The 21037-nt window shown below is 57.9% G+C and carries 19 protein-coding genes; 7 read left to right on the top strand and 12 right to left on the bottom strand.

Translation table 11 applies throughout. The features are described from left to right. Window positions 1–29: 29 nt before the first annotated feature. The 5 genes from pheS to thrS all read right to left on the bottom strand — a co-directional run bounded on the left by pheS (window position 30) and on the right by thrS (window position 4277). Window positions 30–1013, bottom strand: coding sequence for a phenylalanine--tRNA ligase subunit alpha (gene pheS, locus C4S72_RS11545; protein ID WP_104003273.1), 984 nt, complete (start codon window positions 1011–1013; stop codon window positions 30–32). A gap of 87 nt (window positions 1014–1100) precedes the next feature. Beyond that, complete coding sequence (rplT, locus tag C4S72_RS11550; protein WP_104003274.1) at window positions 1101–1457, bottom strand: 50S ribosomal protein L20; 357 nt, start codon at window positions 1455–1457, stop codon at window positions 1101–1103. A gap of 41 nt (window positions 1458–1498) precedes the next feature. Continuing rightward, a complete protein-coding gene (rpmI, locus tag C4S72_RS11555; RefSeq protein ID WP_104003275.1) occupies window positions 1499–1693 on the bottom strand; it encodes a 50S ribosomal protein L35 in 195 nt (64 codons plus the stop codon). Between the two features lie 100 nt (window positions 1694–1793). Then, window positions 1794–2345 carry a translation initiation factor IF-3 gene (infC, locus tag C4S72_RS11560; RefSeq protein ID WP_104003276.1) on the bottom strand — a complete coding sequence of 184 codons (552 nt, stop codon included), beginning with the start codon at window positions 2343–2345 and terminating at the stop codon, window positions 1794–1796. A gap of 15 nt (window positions 2346–2360) precedes the next feature. Then, a complete protein-coding gene (gene thrS, locus C4S72_RS11565) occupies window positions 2361–4277 on the bottom strand; it encodes a threonine--tRNA ligase (protein ID WP_104003277.1) in 1917 nt (638 codons plus the stop codon). A gap of 236 nt (window positions 4278–4513) precedes the next feature. On the opposite strand from thrS, the gene C4S72_RS11570 reads away from it, so the two are divergent. Both C4S72_RS11570 and C4S72_RS11575 read left to right on the top strand, forming a co-directional pair. Continuing rightward, window positions 4514–6061 (top strand): ATP-binding protein, encoded by a 1548-nt coding sequence (locus C4S72_RS11570; RefSeq protein WP_235009126.1) that lies wholly within the window; start codon window positions 4514–4516, stop codon window positions 6059–6061. 20 nt (window positions 6062–6081) lie between these two features. Further along, on the top strand, window positions 6082–6801 hold the full coding sequence (locus C4S72_RS11575; protein ID WP_104003279.1) for a response regulator: 720 nt from the start codon (window positions 6082–6084) through the stop codon (window positions 6799–6801). Between the two features lie 123 nt (window positions 6802–6924). Here C4S72_RS11575 and C4S72_RS11580 read toward each other — a convergent pair whose 3' ends face one another. The 7 genes from C4S72_RS11580 to C4S72_RS11610 form a co-directional block, all read right to left on the bottom strand. After that, window positions 6925–8460, bottom strand: a complete 1536-nt coding sequence (locus C4S72_RS11580) for a tripartite tricarboxylate transporter permease (protein ID WP_104003280.1) — start codon at window positions 8458–8460, stop codon at window positions 6925–6927. 13 nt (window positions 8461–8473) lie between these two features. Then, the gene (locus C4S72_RS11585; RefSeq protein WP_104003281.1) at window positions 8474–8914 is read right to left on the bottom strand and encodes a tripartite tricarboxylate transporter TctB family protein; all 441 of its coding nucleotides are present in this window, start codon (window positions 8912–8914) and stop codon (window positions 8474–8476) included. Next, the gene (locus tag C4S72_RS11590) at window positions 8911–9894 is read right to left on the bottom strand and encodes a Bug family tripartite tricarboxylate transporter substrate binding protein (RefSeq protein ID WP_104003282.1); all 984 of its coding nucleotides are present in this window, start codon (window positions 9892–9894) and stop codon (window positions 8911–8913) included. The genes C4S72_RS11585 and C4S72_RS11590 overlap by 4 nt, the downstream gene beginning before the upstream one ends. Window positions 9895–10227: 333 nt before the next feature. After that, window positions 10228–11529 carry an NAD(P)/FAD-dependent oxidoreductase gene (locus C4S72_RS11595; RefSeq protein WP_104003283.1) on the bottom strand — a complete coding sequence of 434 codons (1302 nt, stop codon included), beginning with the start codon at window positions 11527–11529 and terminating at the stop codon, window positions 10228–10230. Window positions 11530–11595: 66 nt separating this feature from the next. Then, entirely contained in the window at window positions 11596–12684 is a 1089-nt protein-coding gene (aguA, locus tag C4S72_RS11600) for an agmatine deiminase (protein ID WP_104003284.1), read from the bottom strand. A 17-nt stretch (window positions 12685–12701) separates the two neighbouring features. Beyond that, window positions 12702–13589 (bottom strand): N-carbamoylputrescine amidase, encoded by an 888-nt coding sequence (gene aguB, locus C4S72_RS11605; protein WP_104003285.1) that lies wholly within the window; start codon window positions 13587–13589, stop codon window positions 12702–12704. Between the two features lie 24 nt (window positions 13590–13613). Then, complete coding sequence (locus tag C4S72_RS11610; RefSeq protein WP_104003286.1) at window positions 13614–15002, bottom strand: glutamine synthetase family protein; 1389 nt, start codon at window positions 15000–15002, stop codon at window positions 13614–13616. A 319-nt stretch (window positions 15003–15321) separates the two neighbouring features. Here C4S72_RS11610 and C4S72_RS11615 point away from each other — a divergent pair, with 319 nt between their 5' ends. From C4S72_RS11615 to C4S72_RS11635, 5 genes are all read left to right on the top strand, one after another. Further along, window positions 15322–16680 (top strand): glutamine synthetase family protein, encoded by a 1359-nt coding sequence (locus tag C4S72_RS11615; protein ID WP_104003287.1) that lies wholly within the window; start codon window positions 15322–15324, stop codon window positions 16678–16680. A 304-nt stretch (window positions 16681–16984) separates the two neighbouring features. Beyond that, on the top strand, window positions 16985–18082 hold the full coding sequence (locus C4S72_RS11620; RefSeq protein ID WP_104003288.1) for an extracellular solute-binding protein: 1098 nt from the start codon (window positions 16985–16987) through the stop codon (window positions 18080–18082). 72 nt (window positions 18083–18154) lie between these two features. Beyond that, window positions 18155–19288: a polyamine ABC transporter ATP-binding protein gene (gene potA, locus C4S72_RS11625; protein ID WP_104003289.1), complete on the top strand. Its 1134-nt coding sequence runs from the start codon at window positions 18155–18157 to the stop codon at window positions 19286–19288. Continuing rightward, window positions 19285–20187, top strand: a complete 903-nt coding sequence (locus C4S72_RS11630) for an ABC transporter permease subunit (protein WP_104003290.1) — start codon at window positions 19285–19287, stop codon at window positions 20185–20187. The genes potA and C4S72_RS11630 overlap by 4 nt, the downstream gene beginning before the upstream one ends. Further along, the gene (locus tag C4S72_RS11635) at window positions 20184–21005 is read left to right on the top strand and encodes an ABC transporter permease subunit (RefSeq protein ID WP_104003291.1); all 822 of its coding nucleotides are present in this window, start codon (window positions 20184–20186) and stop codon (window positions 21003–21005) included. The genes C4S72_RS11630 and C4S72_RS11635 overlap by 4 nt, the downstream gene beginning before the upstream one ends. Window positions 21006–21037: the final 32 nt, after the last annotated feature.

Raw genomic sequence — 21037 nt, forward strand, 5'->3', positions numbered from 1 at the left:
TGAAATCTCTGAATTCTGGGTGGGGTCGATCAACGGAACTGGCCGAGGAAGCGCAGATCGTTTTCGAAGAACAGGCGCAGGTCATCGACGCCGTAACGGAGCATGGCAAAGCGCTCTACGCCCATACCAAATGCAAATCCGCTGTACTCCTCAGGATCGATACCGGACATCTCCAGCACCTTTGGATGCACCATGCCGCAACCCAGGACTTCAAGCCACTTGCCATCGCCACGGTCGATATCGACCTCAATGGAGGGCTCGGTAAACGGGAAGTAAGAGGGACGGAAACGGACCTTGACGTCTTCTTCGAAGAACGCGCGCAGGAACTGTTCCAGCGTACCCTTGAGGTCGGCAAAGCTGATGTTCTTGTCGATCAGCAGACCTTCCACCTGGTGGAACATCGGGGAGTGGGTCTGATCGTAGTCATTACGATAGACACGGCCCGGGCAGATGATCCGGATCGGTGGCTGCTGCTGTTCCATGGTACGCACCTGCACCGGCGAGGTGTGGGTACGCAACAGAGTACGCGCATCGAAATAGAAGGTATCGTGCATCGCACGGGCCGGGTGATGCGACGGGATATTGAGCGCTTCGAAGTTGTGGTAGTCGTCTTCGATCTCCGGACCTTCTTCAACGGTGTAACCGATGCTACCGAAGAAAGATTCGATACGCTCCATGGTCTTGGTAACCGGGTGCAAACCACCCAGCTGCTGACCACGGCCCGGCAGGGTCACGTCGATGGTTTCCGCTGCCAGCTTCTGTTCCAGCGCTGCACGCTCGAGCAACTCCTTACGGGCGTTCAGCTCTGCAGCCAGCTCTTCCTTGGCTTCATTGATTTTCGCACCTGCGGCAGGGCGTTCCTCGGCTGAGAGTTTACCCAGCCCCTTCAGCAACTGGGTAAGATGACCTTTCTTACCCAGGTACTGAACGCGCACATCGTCCAGCGTCTTAACGTTGTCGGCCTGTGCGACCGCCTGTTTGCCATCCGCCAGGAGGGCTTGAAGATTTTCCATGTCCGGCTCCAAACAAAAATAGGGGAAGAGCTTGCACCCTTCCCCTATTCGATTCGATCAATTACCTACCATCAGGCGGGTGACGCCTTATGCCAGGGCAGCTTTCGCTTTCTCGACAACCGCAGCGAAGGCAGCCTGCTGGTGAACAGCCAGGTCAGCCAGAACCTTACGGTCGATCTCGATGTTGGCCTTTTTCAGACCAGCGATGAAGCGGCTGTAGGACAGACCGTTGATACGGGCAGCAGCGTTGATACGTGCGATCCACAGAGCGCGGAACTGACGCTTACGCTGACGACGGTCACGGTAAGCATACTGACCTGCTTTGATGACCGCCTGCTTGGCAACACGGAATACACGGCTACGAGCGCCGTAGTAACCTTTTGCCTGCTTCAGGACTTTCTTATGACGAGCACGAGCCACAACACCACGTTTTACACGAGCCATGGTATTTCCTTCTTAAATAAAAGTTGATTCAGACAAAAAGCTTACAGATACGGCAGCATGCGCTTGACCAGAGCCTGGTCAGCATCATGAACCTGCAGCATCGGGCGCAGCTGACGCTTACGCTTGGTGCTTTTCTTGGTCAGAATGTGGCTTTTGAAGGCCTGCTTGTGCTTAACGCCATTAGCAGTTTTCTTGAAACGTTTTGCCGCACCGCGGACAGATTTAATCTTAGGCATTTTCAATCTCCACGCATTCGTTTGTAATGCGTTAGCTTAAGTCGACAAAACCCACGCTACTTCTCTACTAAAGAGAAACAACGCGGGCTTCGAAGAATTGCTAACTTTTCTTCTTCGGGGCGACGACCATCACCATCTGGCGACCTTCCATCTTCGGCTGCTGTTCTACAGTACCGAGCTCCCGCGCGACGAGGTCAGCCTCGACACGACGGAGCAGCTGCATACCCAGCTCCTGATGGGCCATCTCACGACCACGGAAACGCAGTGTTACCTTGGCCTTATCCCCGGCTTCAAGGAAACGTATCAGGTTGCGCAGTTTTACCTGATAATCCCCTTCTTCCGTACCGGGACGGAATTTCACTTCCTTGACCTGCATCTGAGACTGCTTCTTCTTAGCCTCATTTGCTTTCTTCTTCAGCTCGTACTGATGCTTACCATAGTCCATGATTTTGCAGACAATGGGATCAGAATCCGAGATCTGTACAAGGTCAAGTTCGGCTTCCTGAGCATGCTCAAGAGCCTCATTAATCGAAACGACACCAACCTGTTGGCCATCCGCTCCAATGAGACGGACTTCGCGAGCACGGATGTTATCGTTGATTGGCGGCAGGTTCTGACGACCGCCGCGCTTGTTATCACGCCTGATAGCTATATCTCCTGACGAATTTTATTCCTGACGCCCTTTAAGGGAGACTTCCACATTCAGCATCTCAATGAGGGCATCGACGGACATAGTACCGAGATCTTCACCGGAGCGCGTACGCACTGCAACGGTTCCGTTCTCCACCTCTTTGTCACCTATGACGAGCAGGTAGGGTACTTTCTGTAAAGTACGCTCGCGGATTTTAAAGCCGATCTTCTCGTTTCTCAAGTCCGCGACGGCACGATAACCCTGATTTTCCAGTCTTTCGGTCACTTCGTTAACAAAAGCAGCCTGTTTATCGGTGATATTCATCACCGCAACCTGCACCGGAGCCAGCCAGGTCGGCAGTGCGCCAGCGTAATGTTCGATCAGAATACCGATGAAACGTTCGAAGGAACCGAGAATTGCACGGTGCAACATAACCGGTGTTTCACGATTGCCCTGCTCGTTGACGAACTGGGCATCGAGACGACCCGGCATGGAGAAGTCCACCTGGATAGTACCGCACTGCCAGACACGGCCAAGGCAGTCACGCAGGGAGAATTCGATCTTCGGTCCGTAGAAGGCACCTTCACCCGGCAGCTCTTCCCAATCCAGCTCGGCAGCGTTCAGTGCGTCGGCCAGCGCTTTCTCGGCCTTGTCCCAGATCTCGTCTGAACCTACACGCTGTTCCGGACGGGTGGAGAGCTTGTAAAGGATGTCGGAGAAACCGAAGTCCGCATAAACCTCATGCAGGAAGTCGATGAACGATGCCACTTCCGCCTGGATAGAATCTTCAGCACAGAAGATGTGCGCGTCATCCTGCACGAAGCCACGTACACGCATGATGCCGTGCAGCGCGCCAGACGGCTCGTTACGGTGGCAGGAACCAAACTCAGCCAGACGCAGCGGCATCTCGCGGTACGAGCGCAGCCCCTGGTTGAACACCTGAATATGGCACGGGCAGTTCATAGGCTTGATGGCGAAGTCACGGCTCTCTGAGTGAGTGGTAAACATCTGCTCGGAGAACTTGTCCCAGTGACCGGATTTTTCCCACAGGGTGCGTTCAACCACCTGCGGAGTCTTGATCTCCTGGTAGCCGTGCTTGCGCTGCTTGGCGCGCATGTACTGCTCGATCTGCTGGTACAGGGTCCAGCCAAGCGGATGCCAGAACACCATGCCCGGCGCTTCTTCCTGCAGATGGAACAGGTTCAGCTGCTTGGCCAGTTTACGGTGATCGCGTTTTTCCGCTTCTTCCAGACGGTGCAGGTAAGCCTTGAGTTCTTTCTTGTCACCCCAGGCGGTACCGTAGATGCGCTGCAGCATCTCGTTCTTGGCATCGCCACGCCAGTAGGCACCGGCAACCTTCATCAGTTTGAAGGCCTTGATGTGACCGGTAGCCGGTACATGCGGGCCGCGGCACAGATCGATGAAATCGCCCTGACGATAGAAAGAGAGCGGCTGATCGCCCGGGATATCCTGGATGATCTCGACCTTGTACTTCTCCCCCATCTGATCGAACATCGCCACCGCTTCGTCGCGGCTCATGATGGAGCGGGAGACTTCCAGGTTCTGCTTGGAAAGCTCGTTCATGCGCTTCTCGATCTTTTCGAGATCTTCCTGGGTGAAGGCGCGCTCGTAGGCAAAGTCGTAATAGAAGCCGTTATCGATCACAGGGCCGATAGTGACCTGGGCACCCGGGAACAGCTCCTGCACAGCCATCGCCATCAGGTGGGCACAGGAGTGACGGATAACATCTACACCTTCCTCATCGCGCGCCGTGACGATCGCCAGTTCGGCATCGTTTTCAATGACGTAACTGGTATCTACCAGCGTACCGTCGACTTTGCCGGCAATCGCTGCCTTGGCCAGGCCCGTGCCGATATCGGCGGCCACATCGTATACGCTGACGGGATGATCGAATTCGCGAATGCTCGCATCGGGAAGGGTAATAACAGGCATGGTAAATCCTTTGCTTAGTGGTGGCCCCTACGACAGGCCACATAAGAGTGTCGGCCGGCGCTGACTCCGCCGCCCCTGGTGAACTCTGAAAATGAGACGCGAGAGTATAACGTCCCAACCCCTGCGGGACCACCCATACGGACAAATCAAACGCTTAGGCGTAAACTGCCCTGAAACAGCGGCTTCATAACTAAAACACCATGCCACGTATACGCTTACGCATTAGCACCCGTCTGATGATTGTTCTGTGCCTGCTGGTACTGGTGCAATCTGTCGTCCTGGGCGGTTTCGCCCTGCGCCACCTCGGTGACTCCCTTGAGGAGCAGATCGCCCAGAGGGCGCTGCAGCTCGCCTCGATGATCGCCCAGACCCCTTCAATCCGCAGCGCTGTCGCCGCCAATGACGCCGACGCCACCAGCCGCATTGTCGCCGAACTGCGCGACGCTACCGACGCCAGTTTTATCTCCATCGGTAATATCGACGGAATCCGCCTGGCGCACCCACTGCCCGACCGTATCGGCAAGCCGATGGTGGGCGGCGACAACTACGCCGTACTGCAGGAAGGCCGCACTATCATCTCCTCCGCCACCGGCAGCATGGGACCGTCGATTCGCGGCAAGGCGCCGGTGTTCAACGATATTGGCGAGGTGGTCGGTGTGGTTTCCGTGGGCTATCTGACCAACCAGATCGATAACACGGTGCTGACCTATCAACGCCTGGTGATCATCGTCACACTGGTACTGCTGGTGCTGTCGGTGTTGATCGCCAGCTGGATCGGACGCCGCTTCCGCGCCGCGATCTTTGACCTGGAACCCCACGAAATCGCAGCTATGTTCGAGGAGCGCAACGCCACTCTGGAATCGGTCCGCGAAGGCATTATCGCCATCAACAACCAGGGTCTGATTACCACGTTCAACCGAGCGGCCGTGGATACCCTGAACCTGGGCACAGAACAGCTTACCGGGCGCCATATTCGCGAAGTGCTGCCCGACAGCCGCATGCCTGCCCTGCTGGAAAGCGGCGAGCCCGAGTTTGACAAGGAGATGGTGGTCGACGGCCTGCACCTGGTGATCAACCGTATCCCGATCCGCGTACACGGCCGCATCACCGGTGTGGTCGCCAGTTTCCGCGTGCGCGATGAGCTGACCATGGTGAGCCGCCGCCTCACCCGGATTCGTCAGTACGCCGAATCTCTGCGCAGCCAGGCCCACGAATACGCCAACAAGCTGCACACCATCGCCGGGCTGATCCAGCTCGACAAAAGTGACGAAGCACTGGAGCTGATCGGCCAGGAAACCCGCGATCACCAGGCGATGCTGCGCTGGTTGGTGGATTCGGTGGATGACCCTGTCGTTTCCGGCTGCCTGCTGGGCAAATTCAACCGCGCCCACGAACTGGGCCTGCACCTGGAGATCGACCCGGACAGTCACCTGGGGCCACTTCCCGTCGGTATATCCACCGAACGTATGGTCACACTGATCGGCAACCTGCTGGATAATGCCTTCGATGCCACCCTGACCACCAGCAACCGACGCATCGCACTTTCCATGACCGACATCGGCCAGGACATCATAATTGAGGTTGAAGACCAGGGGCCCGGTATAGAAGATGAAGACTTCGCCCGGGTGTTCGAGCGCGGCTTCAGCCGCAAGGCCGAGGGTCGCGGCATCGGCCTGCATCTGGTTAAGGAGATCGTCTGCGATCTGGGCGGCGAAATAGTCGTTGAAAACCTGCCCGATCAGGGCGCGCGCTTTACACTCTACCTTCCCAAGGAGACGCAGTAATGAGTAGAGCGGTAGCTGCAATGGGTGCGATAGGCATCGTTATCGCGGAAGACGATCCTCAGATCGCTGAGATCCAGCGTCGCTTTGTCGAGCGCGTGCCCGACTTCGAGGTTCGCGGCATCGCCCATACCACCCGCGATGCCCGCGAGCTGATCGAGGTACTCCAGCCAAGCCTGGTGCTGCTGGATATTCAGTTTCCCGACGGCAGCGGGCTGGACCTGCTGCGCGAGATCCGCGCCTCCGCCAGCCCCACCGATGTGATTCTGGTGACCGCCGCCAAGGAGGTCGACAGCCTTACCGAAGCGCTGCGCTGCGGCGTGTTCGATTACATCCTCAAACCGTTGGTGTTCGAGCGTCTGGAACAGTCACTGCAGAACTTCACCGCACACCTGGAAAAACTCAAGGCACTGCAAAGCCTCAGTCAGCAATCCGTCGACGGCCTGCTGCCGCGCCACGGCTCGGTGGTTCCGCAGCAGGCATCACAGCCAACACGCAAGCGCCTGCCCAAGGGGATCGATACGCTGACACTGGATAAGGTGCGTTCAACGCTGATTGACAGCCGCGAAAGCCTTAGCGCCGAACAGGTGGGAGAGCGGATCGGCTCCAGCCGTACAACCGCCAGACGCTACCTGGAGTACCTGGTGTCCGAACAGGAACTGGAAGCGGACGTGAACTACGGCAGCATCGGCCGGCCGGAGCGACGCTATCGCGCGGCGCCGGAACTTAAACCCGCACCATAAAAAAACCACCTCGCCAGCAGCGCCGGCGGGTGGTCGTTAAATACCGGATAACAGGAACCTGTGCTATCCGGAGGGTGCAAACAACAACGACGTTTGCAGAGAGGCAACAGTTAAGGCTCGGGCTTAATCGCCCTCCTCTTCAACTTCAAGCCGGGCACGGGCGCGCTCCATGCGGCGACGCAGCACCGGGCCGATGATGTACGGCAGGGCCAGGCCAAGGAAGGCGACGATCCAGATACCGATGCTCAGACCGCTGGAGAACAGGATTCTCCAGTCACCATCTGAGATCGACAGCGCGTGACGCAGGTTACGCTCCATCTCAGGGCCCAGCAGCATACCGAGAATCACCGGCACCAGCGGCACATCCAGCTTACGCAGCAGGTAACCCAGCAGACCGAAGCCAACCATGAAGTAGAGATCCAGGGCGCTGTTGCTGATGGAGTATATACCCACCGCAGCCACCAGGGTCACCACCGGCATCAGGTACTTCGGCGGGATGCTCAGCAGTTTGACGAACACGCCAACCATCGGGATGTTCAACAGCAGCAGCATGATGTTACCCACCAGCAGCGCTGCAATAACGCCCCAGACCAGTTCCGCGTTCTGCTGGAACAGCATCGGGCCCGGCTGGATATTCAGCGAGATCAGCATCGCCAGCAGCACCGCAGTGGTACCACTGCCCGGCACACCCAGGGTCAGCATCGGCACCAAAGCACCGTTGGCGGCTGCGTTGTTACCGGCTTCAGGAGCCGCCACACCACGGGGATCACCTTCGCCGAAATTACCCTTTTCACCGACGATGCGTTTCTCCAGCGTGTAGCTGATAAAGCTACCCAGGGAGGCGCCAGCACCCGGCAGTACGCCAGAAACAAAGCCAAGCAGAGAGCCACGCAGGCTGGTTGGCAGAATCTCGATAATATCCTTCATCTTCAGGTTCAGCTTGTTCAGCGTCGCCCGACCCGCCCCCTCACCGATATGTTTCTCAATGAAGAACAGCAACTCGCTGATCGCGAACAGACCGACGATGGCGATAATGAAGTCCACACCCTCGTACAGTTCGAGAATGTTGTAGGTATAACGCTGGTTACCGGTGGTGATATCCACACCCACGGTAGCGATCATCAGACCCAGGGCTGCCGCCACAATGGTCTTGACCGGGTTCTTGCCGGTGATGCCGCCAAGGGTGGCAAACGCCAGAGAGAACAGCGCAAAGTATTCAGCCGGACCGAACTGCAGCGCAAAGCGCGCCAGGATCGGGGCCAGAATGATCAGGCCGATAGTGGCCAGCAGGCTACCGATAAAGGAGGCGATCGCGGAGATAGCCAGGGCCTCGGCGGCCTTGCCCTTCATCGCCATCGGATAACCGTCCAGCGTTGTCATCATCGCCGGCTCATCGCCGGGGATGTTCAACAGAATACTGGAGATACGGCCACCATACATGGCGCCGGCATAAACGGCGGTCAGCAGGATCAGGGACGAGGCCGGAGACAGACCCAGGCTGAACGCCAGCGGGATCAGAATCGCCACGCCGTTGGCAGGACCAAGACCGGGAAGTGCGCCGATCAGCGTACCCAGCATGGCGCCTATCGCTGCAAACATTAGGTTTTCCGGCGTCAGCGCAACGGCAAAACCCTGCAGCAGATAACTAATTGTTTCCATCAGTTCAGCTCCATCAGCTCAGCGAGAGGATGCCGGCAGGCAGATGCAGTTCAAGCACGAAGTTGAACAGCACGTAGACCACAACCGCACAGCCCAAACCGGTCAGACCGGACTGCAGCGGGCGCGCCCCTAGTCGCCAGCAGAGCACTGCCACCATGAAGGTGGTGGAGATGACAAATCCAAGCGGCGCCAGCAGCGCAGCAAAGATAAACAGCACAACCAGAACGAAGCCCAGATCCAGCAGGGTTTTGACACCCGGCCAATCCTGATCGGGATCCGGCTTTACGATCATGTAGATACTGCTCAGACCAAGAATCACCGACAGCATCAGAGGAAAGGTTTCAGGACCTACTTCTTCAGCCCCACCAAACGGCTCTGGGAACTGGCTGGCCTCCCAGCCGTACACGACGGCCAGGAGGAGCAGCAGGATCCCGAGGATGCGATCCCCAATCATTTGATCAGTCCAATCTCGATAGACAGGTCACGGATATCCTGAACCTGCTGGTTCACGAACGTGGTGAACTCTTCGCCGGATTTATGGAACGGCATCAGACCGTTCTGCTGCATCACGGCTTTCCACTCATCGCTGGCATAGATGCCATCGACGGTTTCGGTCCACCAGTTGTAGGCATCATCAGAAATGCCAGCCGGCAGATAGAAGCCGCGCCAGTTAGGAGCGATCGCCTGGATGCCCTGCTCTACCGCGGTCGGCATGCCGGCGTATTCGCCCGGCAGACGCTCTTCGGACATCACAGCCAGTACGCGCAGATCGCCGGACTCAACGAAGCCGAGGACTTCAGACACATCACCGGTAAACGCCTGGATGTGACCACCGACAACCTGGGTGATCGCTTCGGCACCACCGTTGTAAGCGAGGTATTTAATTTTCGGCAGGTTTTCTACGCCGTCAGCCTTGGCTGCGATCAGCACTTTCAGGTGATCCCAGCCGCCCGCAGCACTACCACCACCGAATTTCACGGAGGTAGGCTCTTCCTTAATGGCGGCGAACAGTTCGTTCAGGCTCTTGTATGGAGAATCGGAAGCGACGGCAATAACGCCGTAGTCTGCGCCCAGTGCACCGACCCAACGAACCTGGTCAGAGTTAAGCCCGGCGAACTGGCCCTGCGCCAGACGCGTAGTGGTTGCAGTACTTGCCGCCACGATCAGCGACTCATCGCCTTCACGCTTGGAAACAGTATGTGCAAATGCAACACCGCCACCGGCGCCCGGCATGTTAACGGTCTGTACGTTGCCTTCGATGTACTTAAGATCGGTCAGCACCTTGCCGACGCTACGGCAGGTAAAATCCCAGCCACCGCCCGGGTTAGCCGGTGCAATACACTCAGCGGTGCGCGAAGGCTCGAAAGCGTAGGATTGGGAAGCTGCGAATACGAGGGAGCTAGCAAGCAGCAGCTTGCGGATAGGACGTTGCATAATGCGATCTCTCCGAGATTATTGTTTTTGTCGTGAGAACCGGCCGCTTTGGGGAAGACCGGCCTTACGCAGGCCGTATGCGCGGCCTGATCACAACCAAAACATAGTCGCAGAGTCGCTGTCTTGAAAGTTAACGTTAATATTAAGCGTTTAGGCCTTAACGGCCCTTTTGTTCATAAAGTTCACGAGCGCGGGCGACAGATGCAGGAGACGCGCCTCCGCGCCGATACGCTCGGCACGGCGGTATTTCAAACCACAGTGATTGATCGCGACGGGGCGTCGCTCCTACTCAAAAGCCCCGGTAGGAAGCGCGCCCCGCGCCGATTGATACCGTTACAGGAGGTCTTTCATCCGGTAGTACAGCATCCCCATCGCCAGCAGCGGAGAGCGCAGCGCGGGCCCGCCGGGGAAGGTCATATGTTTGACCTTGTCGAACACATCAAAACGTTCCGCCTGACCGCTGAGCATCTCGGCGATCACCCTCGCCGCCATATGAGTGGCATTGACGCCATGACCCGCATAAGCCTGGGCAAAGAGGATATTCGGCGCATCCGGCAGGCGGCCGACCTGCGGCAGGCGGTTAGCGCCGATACCGATCATGCCGCCCCACTCGTAGTCGATTTTCACACCCTTGAGCTGCGGGAACACACGCTCCATATTGGGTCGCAACGCGCCGGTAATATCGCGCGGGTCCTTACCCGAGTAGTTACACAGACCACCGAACAGCAACCGGCGATCCGCCGACAGGTGGAAATAATCCAGCGCCACGCTGAGATCGGCAAAGGCCATATTCTGCGGAATGATCTCCGCCGCCTGCGCGTCGCTCAGCGGCTCGGTGGCGACTACATAACTGCCAGCGGGCAGTACCTTGCCGCCGATATGCGATTCCAGCTTATGGCCGATATAGGCGTTGCCGCAAAGCACCAGGTAGTTGCAGCTCACCTCGCCGTTCGGAGTAACCACACGGGGCTTATCGCCCTTTATGATCTTCTCCGCTGGCGAGTATTCAAAAATCTGTACACCAGCTTCTTCCGCGGCCACCGCCTCTCCCAGCACCAGGTTCAGCGGGTGCAGGTGACCGCTACCCATATCGACCATGGCGCCCAGATAGCGGTCGGAGCCGATCACCTCGCCGACCTGCTCACGGTCGAGGATTTTCAGGTCATAGCCGTAACCCAGCGCCTTAAGCTCTTCGCGCTCGGCGGCCATCTCGTCCATATGACGCGGTTTCAGCGCCAGGTCGCAATAGCCCATCTGCAGATCGCAGCCGATGTTGTAGCGTTCGACCCGCTTGCGGACGATCTCAACCGCTTCGATCCCCATGCGGCCCAGCGCCTCAACGCCGCTATCGCCGATCTGGTCACGAAACTGATCGACACCATGGCCGATGCCGCGAATCAGCTCACCGCCATTACGCCCGGAAGCGCCCCAGCCGACACGCTTGGCTTCCAGCAGCGCCACGGAAAAACCCCGCTCAGCCAGTTCCAGCGCCGTATTCACGCCGCTGAAACCGCCGCCGACAATGCAAACATCTACCTCCAGCGAGCCGGACAGCGCCGGCCTTTCTTTCTGATAGCGCGCCGTGGCGGTATAGAAGGAGTTGGGGTAGTTATTGCTGTGTACGGGGTCTTTCATGCGAGTCTCCCGGGTCCATCGGGTTAATAGGTGATAAACACTTTTAAGGTCTTAGGGCATAAGGTCTCAGGGCATGGGCTGCTGCTGGGTAATACAATGAATATTGCCCCCACCCAGCAGGATCTCACGCCCCGGCACGGCAACAATCTTCCGATCCGGGAACATCTGCTGCATCAGCGCCTGTGCGGGCTCATCGGCCGGGTCACCAAAGCGCGGCATAATGACACCGCCGTTGACCAGAAGGAAGTTCACGTAGGAACCGGCCAACCATTCGTCAGGGGTTCTTGGCTGGCTGCCCTCCACCTGTTCCACGCCCTGGCATTCGGCCTCGGTGGCGTAGATCGCTGACGGCAGCGGCATTTTGTGCACTTTAAGCTCACGCCCCTTGGCATCGCGGCTCTGCTCAATCACCGCCAGTGCCGCGCGGCAACGCTCGTAGTTGGGGTTAGCGGGATCATCGGTCCAGGCCAGCACCAGCTCACCGGGAGCCACGAAGCAGCAGCAGTTATCCACATGGCCGTCGGTCTCATCGTTGTAAAGCCCTTCCGGCAGCCAGATCACCTTGCTGACGCCCAGGTAATCGCCCAGCAGTTGCTCCAGGTCGGCACGGCTTAGATGCGGGTTACGGTTGGGGTTGAGCAGGCACTCTTCGGTGGTGATCAGCGTGCCTTCACCATCCACATGGATAGAGCCGCCCTCGAGCACGAAGTCTGCCGCATAGCGATCACAGCCGGCGACCGCCGCCATTTTGGCGGCAACCCGCTCGTCCTTATCCCAGGAAGCATAGAGCCCGCCGTTTTCGCCGCCCCAGGCGTTAAAACGCCAATCCACGGCACGCACGGTTTTGCCGTTGCTGACAAAAGTCGGCCCGGTATCCCGCGCCCAGGCGTCATCGCTGGAGATTTCCACCACGGAGATCCCGGGATAATCCAAGGCTAGCTGCGCACGGTCATACTGCGATGCGCTGGCGCCCACGGTCACCGGCTCGAACTCGGCAATCGCTTTGGCAACCGCGGTGAACGCCTGCTGCGCAGGCACGGCGCCATCGCGCCAGTTGTCGGTGCGCTCCGGCCAGATCATCCAGACGCGCTGCTGCGGTGCCCACTCGGCGGGCATACTGAAACCATCCTGTAGCGGCTTGGCGTTCACTAGCATCGTTTATCTCCGTCCTATTAACCTACCGATTTATGAGAGCCATCCAGCGTGGCCACAGCGGTGTACAGATCCGGCCGACGATCGCGGAACAGCCCCCAGGCCGCACGTTGCGCCGCCAGTTTATCCAGGTCAAACGCCTGCACCAGCACCGTTTCAGATTCCTGATCCGCTTCGGCGCAGAACTCGCCATCGGGACCTGCGATAAACGAGGAACCGTAGAAGCGCAGCTCCACCTCGCCATCACGTTCGCGACCGATGCGGTTGGAGGCGATCACCGGCGTCAGGTTGGCCGCGGCATGGCCGCGCTGGGTATTCTGCCAGTGCCGGCGGGAATCCAGCGTCGCGTCCTGGGGCTCACTGCCGATAGCCGTCGGGAAAAACAGCAGTTCGGCACCGGCCAGCGCCATGGAGCGCGCGGTTTCCGGGAACCACTGATCCCAGCAGATGGCTACGCCGATGCGCCCGAAGGCGGTATCCCAGACGCGAAAGCCGGTATCGCCGGGCGAGAAGTAGAACTTCTCACTGTAACCCGGGCCGTCCGGAATATGGCTTTTGCGATAAACGCCAGGCAACACCTGGCCGTTCGCATCGATCACCACCAGGGAGTTAAAGCGTGCCTGACCGGCACGCTCGTAAAAGCTGATCGGCAGCACCACACCCAGCTCTTCGGCAACACCCCGAAAATGCTGGATCGCCGGGTTTTCCTCCACGCTGGTAGCCAGCGCGAGATACTCGGCATCGTGACGTTTGCAGAAGTACGGTGTTTCGAACAGTTCCTGCAGCAGGATAACCTGGGCGCCCTGAGCCGACGCCTGGCGTACCAGCTTTTCGCCGTTGGCGATATTCTCTTCCACACTGTCGCTGCAGGCCATCTGGGTGGCCGCGACAACAACCTGTCTTGTCATTTTTATTCTCCTTAGCAGGATCTGTCAGACTGTATGCAGGTACCAGGCGTATTCCAGGTCGGAAATCGTCTGTTCAAACTCGGCCAGTTCGTGCTCTTTGCAGGCGACAAAAATATCGATGAACTCGGATCCAAGATACTCACGCAGGACACTGGATGCTTCCAGCGCACGCAGGGAGTCGCGCAGGTTGCACGGCAGGCTCGGCTCAACCTTCTCGTAGGCGTTACCCTCGATCATCTCGTTCGGCTCAATCTTGTTGGTGATGCCGTAATGGATCGCCGACAGCATCGCCGCCATCATCAGGTAAGGGTTGGCGTCAGTGCCGGCCACGCGATGCTCTATGCGGGTCGCTTCCGGTGCTCCGCCCGGAATACGCAGCGCGGTGGTACGGTTTTCTATACCCCAGGTCGGCGCCAGCGGCACAAAGAACTGGCTGCTGAAACGGCGGTAGGAGTTGATGTTCGGACAAAGAATGGCGAAATACTGTTCCAGGGTTTCCAGCAGGCCGCCCAGAGCCCAGCGCATGATATCGTTGGGCTTTTCATTATCGATGGCGAAGACATTGTTGCCATCCCGGTCCACCAGGCTGATATGCATATGCATACCGTTACCGGCCTGATCTTCGTACGGCTTGGCCATGAAGGTGGTGTCCATGCCGTGGTCATAGGCCACGTTCTTCACCACCCGGCGCAGCAGCGTGGTGTTATCGCAGGAACGTACCGGATCATCCACATGGTTCAGGTTGATCTCGAACTGCCCCGGCGCAGATTCGGCGACAATAGTATCCGCCGGCAGCCCCTGTTCGCGGGCACTGGAGATGATATCGACCAGCAGATCGGTGTATTCGTCGAGCTCATCGATGGAGTAGACCTGCACACTTTCCGGGCGCTTGCCGGAGATCGGCGAACAGGCGGGCTGCGGGCGGCCATTGACCATCTCCTGGTCGATCAGATAGAACTCAAGTTCAAAGGCGGTGACAGCGCGCAGGCCCAGCTCCTCGAAGCGGCGCACAACGCTGCGCAGGATCATGCGTGGGTCGGCAAAAAACGGCTCGCCCGGCTGTTCATACATAGACATCAGGCACTGGGCGATGGGACGTTTCTGCCAGGGTTCCATGGTCAGGGTGCCGGGCACCGGCAGACAGATGCGGTCGGAATCACCAATTTCCAGACCCAACCCGGTCTCTTCGACGGTTGTGCCCTGAATATTCAGGCCATAAATCGATGCTGGCAAGGCAACACCGGATTTAAATACTTTGGAAAGGACTGATTTATCGACTCTTTTTCCCCGTACTATGCCGTTCATATCGGCAATCAATAAATCGACGAACTGCACTTCGGGGTGTTTTTCAAGAAATGCTTCTGCTTCTTTTAATTCAGGATTTTCAGCATCCTTGGTACATACATTCGACATTTTATCTATCCAGTTATTAAAAACAGCCCAATGGGATCGGACCGGGAGGCGGAGCAGCCAGGCAAGACGCCGGGGAAGAACGCACCAAAAAGATGCATTGATAAGGCTGACCGCACTATATATGTGCTATATAATTCTGATTTAAAAGCGGTTTACAGAAAATACCTCCTGGGGGGTATTGTTGCTAAGCCGCTCCAAAACGATGATCGAACAACACTGAAATGATAGGACGAGGTTTCCGGAAAAGTCAGTTTTAAGGTATAGATTTACTGGTGTATAAAACATTTTCCGAAAGCTTCGCAGCAGATGGTTAAATAATATGGATAGCGATAAACCAGGCATCAAAGACTGGCTAAAAAACGAAGCGATTACCGAGGTGGAATGTGTAGTCAGTGACCTCACCGGCATTGCTCGTGGAAAGATTTCTCCGGTAGATAAATTTATCGCCGAAGGGGGTATGAGACTCCCGGAAAGCGTTCTATTGCAGACCGTCACCGGTGACTATGTAGAGGATGAACTCTACTATTCCCTGCTTCACCCCGCCGATATCGATTTCATCTGCAAACCCGATCCAAGCGCCGCCTTCCTGATTCCCTGGACCGAAGAAAAAACCGCCCTGGTTATTCACGACACCTTTGACCGTCAGGGCCGTCCCATCGAGCTGTCTCCCCGTAACGTACTGAAAAAAGTACTCGACCTTTACCGGGAAAAGGGCTGGAAACCTGTGGTGGCGCCGGAGATGGAATTTTACCTGACCGCCCGCACCGCCGACCCGGATCAGCCGCTGCAAGCGCCGATTGGCCGCTCGGGACGTCGTGAAAGCGGACGCCAGTCTTTCTCCATCGACGCTGCCAACGAATACGATCCGCTGTTTGAGGATATGTACGACTGGTGCGAGGCTCAGGGCCTGGATATCGACACCCTGATCCACGAGGAAGGCACCGCGCAGATGGAGATCAACTTCCTGCACGGTGACCCGCTGCATATCGCCGACCAGGTGTTTGTGTTCAAGCGCACCATGCGTGAGGCGGCGCTCAAACACAATGTAATCGCTACCTTTATGGCCAAGCCGGTCACCAACGAGCCCGGCAGCGCGATGCATATTCACCAGAGCATTCTGGACATCGAAACCGGCCGCAACGTGTTCAGCGCCGAGGGCGGTCAGCGCAGCGATCTGTTCCTGGCTCACGTAGCTGGCCTGCAGACCTATCTGCCGGAACTGATCCCGCTGCTGGCACCCAACGTTAACTCCTTCCGCCGTTTCCTGCCGGATACCTCCGCGCCGGTTAACGTGGAATGGGGCGCCGAAAACCGCACCTGCGGTCTGCGCGAACCCGAATCCAGCCCGGAAAACCGCCGCATCGAAAACCGCCTTGCCGGCGCCGATGCCAACGTTTACCTCGCCGTGGCCGCCAGCCTGCTGGCCGGCTACCTGGGCATGATCGAGAACCTGCGCCCCACCCCACCCATCGACGGCCGTGCCTACGACCGGGACAACCTGCGCCTGCCGGTCACCCTGGAAGCCGCCGTTGAGCAGATGGACGAATCCCAGCGGGTACGCGAATATCTCGGCGACCTGTTCGTCGACGGCTATATCGCCACCCGCAAAGCGGAAATGGAAAACTTCAAACGCGTCATCAGCTCATGGGAACGGGAGTTCCTGCTGCTGGCCGTTTGATCATTAAAAAATAAACAAGAATACCGGCGTAACCCGATAGCGATAGAGGGTTACAGCCGGAAGCTCTCGCCCCTTGTTGTAGAAGTCAAAAAACTAGCAGGGTGTTGAAAATCGTTTTCGAGGTAGCCGAGGCAAGGCAAAAACAGGCGAAAAAGCGGAGTTTAGTGAACTAAATGAGCATTTTGAGCCTGTTTTTAACGCAGCATTCGGCAACGCAGATAGTTTTTCAACGTCCTGCTCAAAGAACAACAACTGACAGCCACGGCCCTTGCCTGGCTTCCTGTAACAGCTGAGGAGAGAAACAATGACATCAGGTTTTAAACGCACCCTGCTCGCGGCATCCACAGCATTGGCGCTGTCCACTGCAGCCCAGGCCGAAGAGCGCACACTGCATGTCTACAACTGGTCTGATTACATCGCCGAGGAAACACTCGAAGAGTTCGAGAAAGAGACCGGCATCAACGTGGTCTATGACGTTTTCGACAGCAACCAGGTACTTGAAGCCAAGCTGCTGTCCGGCCACTCCGGCTACGACATTGTCGTTCCGTCCAACAGCTTCCTGGCCAAGCAGATCCGCGCCGGCATCTTCGCCGAACTGGATAAAGAGAAGCTGCCAAACTGGAAAAACCTCAACACCACCCTGCTGAAATCCCTGGACAGCGCGGACCCGGGCAACATGCACGCCTTCCCGTATCTCTGGGGCACCACCGGCATCGGCTATAACGCTGACAAGGTGAAAGAGGCGCTAGGTATCGACGAGATCACCTCCTGGGACGTGGTATTCAAACCGGAAAACCTCTCCAAGCTGCAGGATTGCGGCGTTTCCATGCTCGACGCTGTGGACGAGATCTACCCGGCGGCTCTGAACTACCTGGGCGAAGATCCGAACCCGACCACCACCGAAGCCGTAGACCGGGCTGAAGAAGTGGTCAGCGCAGTGCGTCCTTACGTGCGTTATTTCCACTCCTCCAAGTACATCACCGATCTGGCCAACGGCGACATCTGCCTGGCGATCGGCTGGTCCGGCGATATTCTCCAGGCCCAGGCCCGCGCTATCGAAGCGGATAACGGTGTCGATGTGCAGTACGTTATCCCGAAAGAGGGTGCAGGCACCTTCTTCGACATGATGGCGATGCCGGCGGACGCGAAGAACCAGGATGAAGCCTACGAGTTCATGAACTACATCCTGCGTCCGGACGTGATCGCCAAGATCTCCGACTACGTCGCTTATGCAAACGGTAACGCCGAAGCGACCCCGTTGATCGATGAAGAGATCCGCAACAACCCGGGTATTTACCCCAGCGAAGAAATCAGCGAAAAACTGTATACCTTCGCCGATCTCGATCCGAAGGTCATTCGTGCGATGACCCGCAGCTGGACCCGCGTCACCGCCGGTCAGTAATCAACATCCGTTTTAATAAAAGCCCAGGGTTCCGGCATCCACGCCGGAGCCCACCCTATCTGGAGTAGATTGATGGCATTAGCCCAGAACACTCAACCGACTCCCTCGGCCGATCCTGGCGAGGAGATCCTGCGTATTGAGGGTGTCAGCAAACTGTTCGACGACGTCCGCGCTGTCGACAATGTGTCTCTGAGTATCAAGCGCGGGGAGATCTTCGCACTGCTCGGAGGCTCCGGTTCCGGCAAGTCCACACTCCTGAGAATGCTTGCGGGTTTTGAAAAGCCCTCCAGCGGCCGTATCTACCTGGATGGACAGGACATTACCGACCTGCCGCCCTACGAACGCCCGATCAACATGATGTTCCAGTCTTACGCTCTGTTCCCGCATATGAGCGTGGCCGACAACATCGCCTTCGGCCTCAAGCGCGACAAGCTGCCCAAGGCCGAGGTCGAAACCCGGGTGAAAGAACTGCTCGCCCTGGTACACATGGAAAAGTTTGCCCGTCGCAAGCCGCACCAGCTCTCCGGTGGTCAGCGTCAGCGCGTGGCCCTGGCCCGCTCCCTGGCGAAGCGTCCCAAGCTTTTGCTGCTGGATGAGCCGATGGGCGCCCTGGACAAGAAGCTGCGTACCCAGATGCAGCTTGAGGTGGTCGAAATCCTGGAACGTGTCGGCGTTACCTGTGTGATGGTGACCCACGACCAGGAGGAAGCGATGACCATGGCGGCACGCATCGCCATCATGGACGAGGGCTGGATCGCCCAGACCGGTACCCCGGTGGATATCTATGAAAGCCCCAACAGCCGCATGATCGCCGAGTTTATCGGCTCGGTGAACCTGTTCGAGGGCGATATCGTTGCCGATGAGCCGGATCACGCCATTATCGAGTCGCCTGGACTGAGCCAGTCGCTTTACGTGGGTTACGGTGTCTCCACCAGCGCCGAGAGCCGGCACGTCTGGCTGGCGGTACGCCCGGAGAAAACCCTGCTCTCCCGTGAAAAGCCGGAAGGCGATTACAACTGGGCCGCAGGTGTCGTCGACGACGTGGCCTACCTGGGCGGCCTGTCTGTGTTCTATATACGTCTGGAAAGCGGTCAGATCGTGCAGTGCTGCATGACCAACCGCGAACGCCGCGGTGACAACCCGCAGTGGGAAGACAAGGTCTATATCAGCTGGGAAGCCGATAGCGGCGTGGTACTAAGATCATGAAGTTAAGCGCATTGAAGCGTCCCAACGGGCGCATCTTTACCATCGGGGTGCCCTACCTCTGGCTGCTGCTGTTCTTCGCCCTGCCCTTCCTGATCGTATTGAAGATCAGCTTCTCCAGCATGGCGATTGCGATCCCGCCCTATGAGGCGATCATGCAGTACCGCGACGAGGTTCTGGAGTTCGCCCTGAACATCGGCAACTACATTCTGCTGATGGACGACTCACTCTATGTATCGGCCTATCTGAACTCGGTGAAGGTGGCCTTTATCTCTACCCTCTGGTGTCTGATCCTGGGTTATCCGATGGCCTACGCCATCGCCAAGGCGCCGCCGCGCAAGCAGACCATCCTGCTGCTGTTGGTGATGCTGCCCTCCTGGACCTCCTTCCTGATCCGCGTTTACGCCTGGATGGGGCTGATCAGCGATACCGGCCTGATCAACACCACGCTGATGTCACTGGGCATCATCGACGACCCGCTGCGGATCATGAACACCAACACCGCGGTGTATATCGGTATCGTCTACGCCTACCTGCCGTTTATGGTACTGCCGCTCTACGCCAACCTGGTCAAGCTCGACGGCAGCCTGCTGGAAGCGGCATCAGACCTGGGTTCCCGCAGCCTGCACACCTTCTGGAGCATCACCCTGCCACTGTCCAAAGGCGGCATCATCGCCGGTTCCATGCTGGTGTTTATCCCGGCGGTGGGTGAGTTCGTTATACCGGAACTGCTCGGCGGCCCCAACTCGCTGATGATCGGTAAGGTGCTCTGGCAGGAGTTCTTCAACAACCGCGACTGGCCCGTAGCCTCGGCGCTGGCAATGGTAATGCTGTTACTGCTGATCATCCCGATCGCGCTGTTCCATCGTTACCAGTCACGCACCATGGAGGCAGGCTCATGAGAAAGCTCGGATTCTCCACCATCATGCTCTGGGTCGGCCTGCTGTTCCTCTACCTGCCGATGCTGATCCTGGTGATCTACTCCTTCAACGCCTCAAAGCTGGTAACGGTCTGGGGCGGCTGGTCCGGCAAGTGGTATGCGGAGCTGCTGAAGGATGAGCAGATCATCGATGCGGTGTTTACCAGTCTGGCGATCGCCTTCTACAGCTCCTGCATGGCGGTCATTCTGGGTACCATGGCGGCCTTCGTCATGACCCGGTTCCGCCACTCTTGGGCGAAGATGACGCTGTCCAACATGATCACCGCACCGCTGGTTATGCCGGAAGTGATCACCGGTCTGTCTCTGCTGCTGCTGTTTGTGCACATGGCAGACATGATTGGCTGGCCCACCGAGCGCGGCATGACCACCGTCTGGATCGCGCACTCTACCTTCTGCGCCGCCTACGTGGCCGTGGTGGTGTCGTCCCGACTGCGTGAGGTGGACCGCTCCGTGGAAGAAGCCGCGCTGGATCTGGGCGCTACGCCGCTGCAGTCCTTCTTCCTGGTCACCGTACCGATGATCACGCCGGCACTGGTTTCCGGCTGGCTGCTGGCGTTCAGTCTGTCGCTGGATGACCTGGTTATCGCCAGCTTCACCTCCGGCCCGGGTTCAACCACCCTGCCGATGGTGGTGTTCTCCTCGGTGCGCCTCGGCGTCTCACCGAAGATCAACGCCCTGGCCACGCTGATTATTGTGGCGGTCTCGCTGGTGGCACTGATCGCCTGGTACATCGCGCACCGCTCTCAGAAACGCTCACTCGCAAGGATGAACGAAGAGTAAGCACGACCTCAACAAGGCGGGCGCACAGCCGC

The sequence above is a fragment of the Marinobacterium lutimaris genome (assembly GCF_900108065.1).
Classification (GTDB): Bacteria; Pseudomonadota; Gammaproteobacteria; order Pseudomonadales; family Balneatricaceae; genus Marinobacterium_D; species Marinobacterium_D lutimaris.

Coding starts and splice junctions, on each gene's coding strand:
- rpmI (WP_104003275.1), bottom strand. CDS start 1,693: ATGCCTAAGATTAAATCTGTCCGCGGTGCGGCAAAACGTTTCAAGAAA.
- C4S72_RS11580 (WP_104003280.1), bottom strand. CDS start 8,460: ATGGAAACAATTAGTTATCTGCTGCAGGGTTTTGCCGTTGCGCTGACG.
- C4S72_RS11620 (WP_104003288.1), top strand. CDS start 16,985: ATGACATCAGGTTTTAAACGCACCCTGCTCGCGGCATCCACAGCATTG.
- thrS (WP_104003277.1), bottom strand. CDS start 4,277: ATGCCTGTTATTACCCTTCCCGATGCGAGCATTCGCGAATTCGATCAT.
- C4S72_RS11585 (WP_104003281.1), bottom strand. CDS start 8,914: ATGATTGGGGATCGCATCCTCGGGATCCTGCTGCTCCTCCTGGCCGTC.
- aguA (WP_104003284.1), bottom strand. CDS start 12,684: ATGCTAGTGAACGCCAAGCCGCTACAGGATGGTTTCAGTATGCCCGCC.
- pheS (WP_104003273.1), bottom strand. CDS start 1,013: ATGGAAAATCTTCAAGCCCTCCTGGCGGATGGCAAACAGGCGGTCGCA.
- C4S72_RS11635 (WP_104003291.1), top strand. CDS start 20,184: ATGAGAAAGCTCGGATTCTCCACCATCATGCTCTGGGTCGGCCTGCTG.
- C4S72_RS11630 (WP_104003290.1), top strand. CDS start 19,285: ATGAAGTTAAGCGCATTGAAGCGTCCCAACGGGCGCATCTTTACCATC.
- rplT (WP_104003274.1), bottom strand. CDS start 1,457: ATGGCTCGTGTAAAACGTGGTGTTGTGGCTCGTGCTCGTCATAAGAAA.
- C4S72_RS11570 (WP_235009126.1), top strand. CDS start 4,514: ATGATTGTTCTGTGCCTGCTGGTACTGGTGCAATCTGTCGTCCTGGGC.
- C4S72_RS11575 (WP_104003279.1), top strand. CDS start 6,082: ATGGGTGCGATAGGCATCGTTATCGCGGAAGACGATCCTCAGATCGCT.
- aguB (WP_104003285.1), bottom strand. CDS start 13,589: ATGACAAGACAGGTTGTTGTCGCGGCCACCCAGATGGCCTGCAGCGAC.
- potA (WP_104003289.1), top strand. CDS start 18,155: ATGGCATTAGCCCAGAACACTCAACCGACTCCCTCGGCCGATCCTGGC.
- C4S72_RS11595 (WP_104003283.1), bottom strand. CDS start 11,529: ATGAAAGACCCCGTACACAGCAATAACTACCCCAACTCCTTCTATACC.
- C4S72_RS11590 (WP_104003282.1), bottom strand. CDS start 9,894: ATGCAACGTCCTATCCGCAAGCTGCTGCTTGCTAGCTCCCTCGTATTC.
- C4S72_RS11610 (WP_104003286.1), bottom strand. CDS start 15,002: ATGTCGAATGTATGTACCAAGGATGCTGAAAATCCTGAATTAAAAGAA.
- C4S72_RS11615 (WP_104003287.1), top strand. CDS start 15,322: ATGGATAGCGATAAACCAGGCATCAAAGACTGGCTAAAAAACGAAGCG.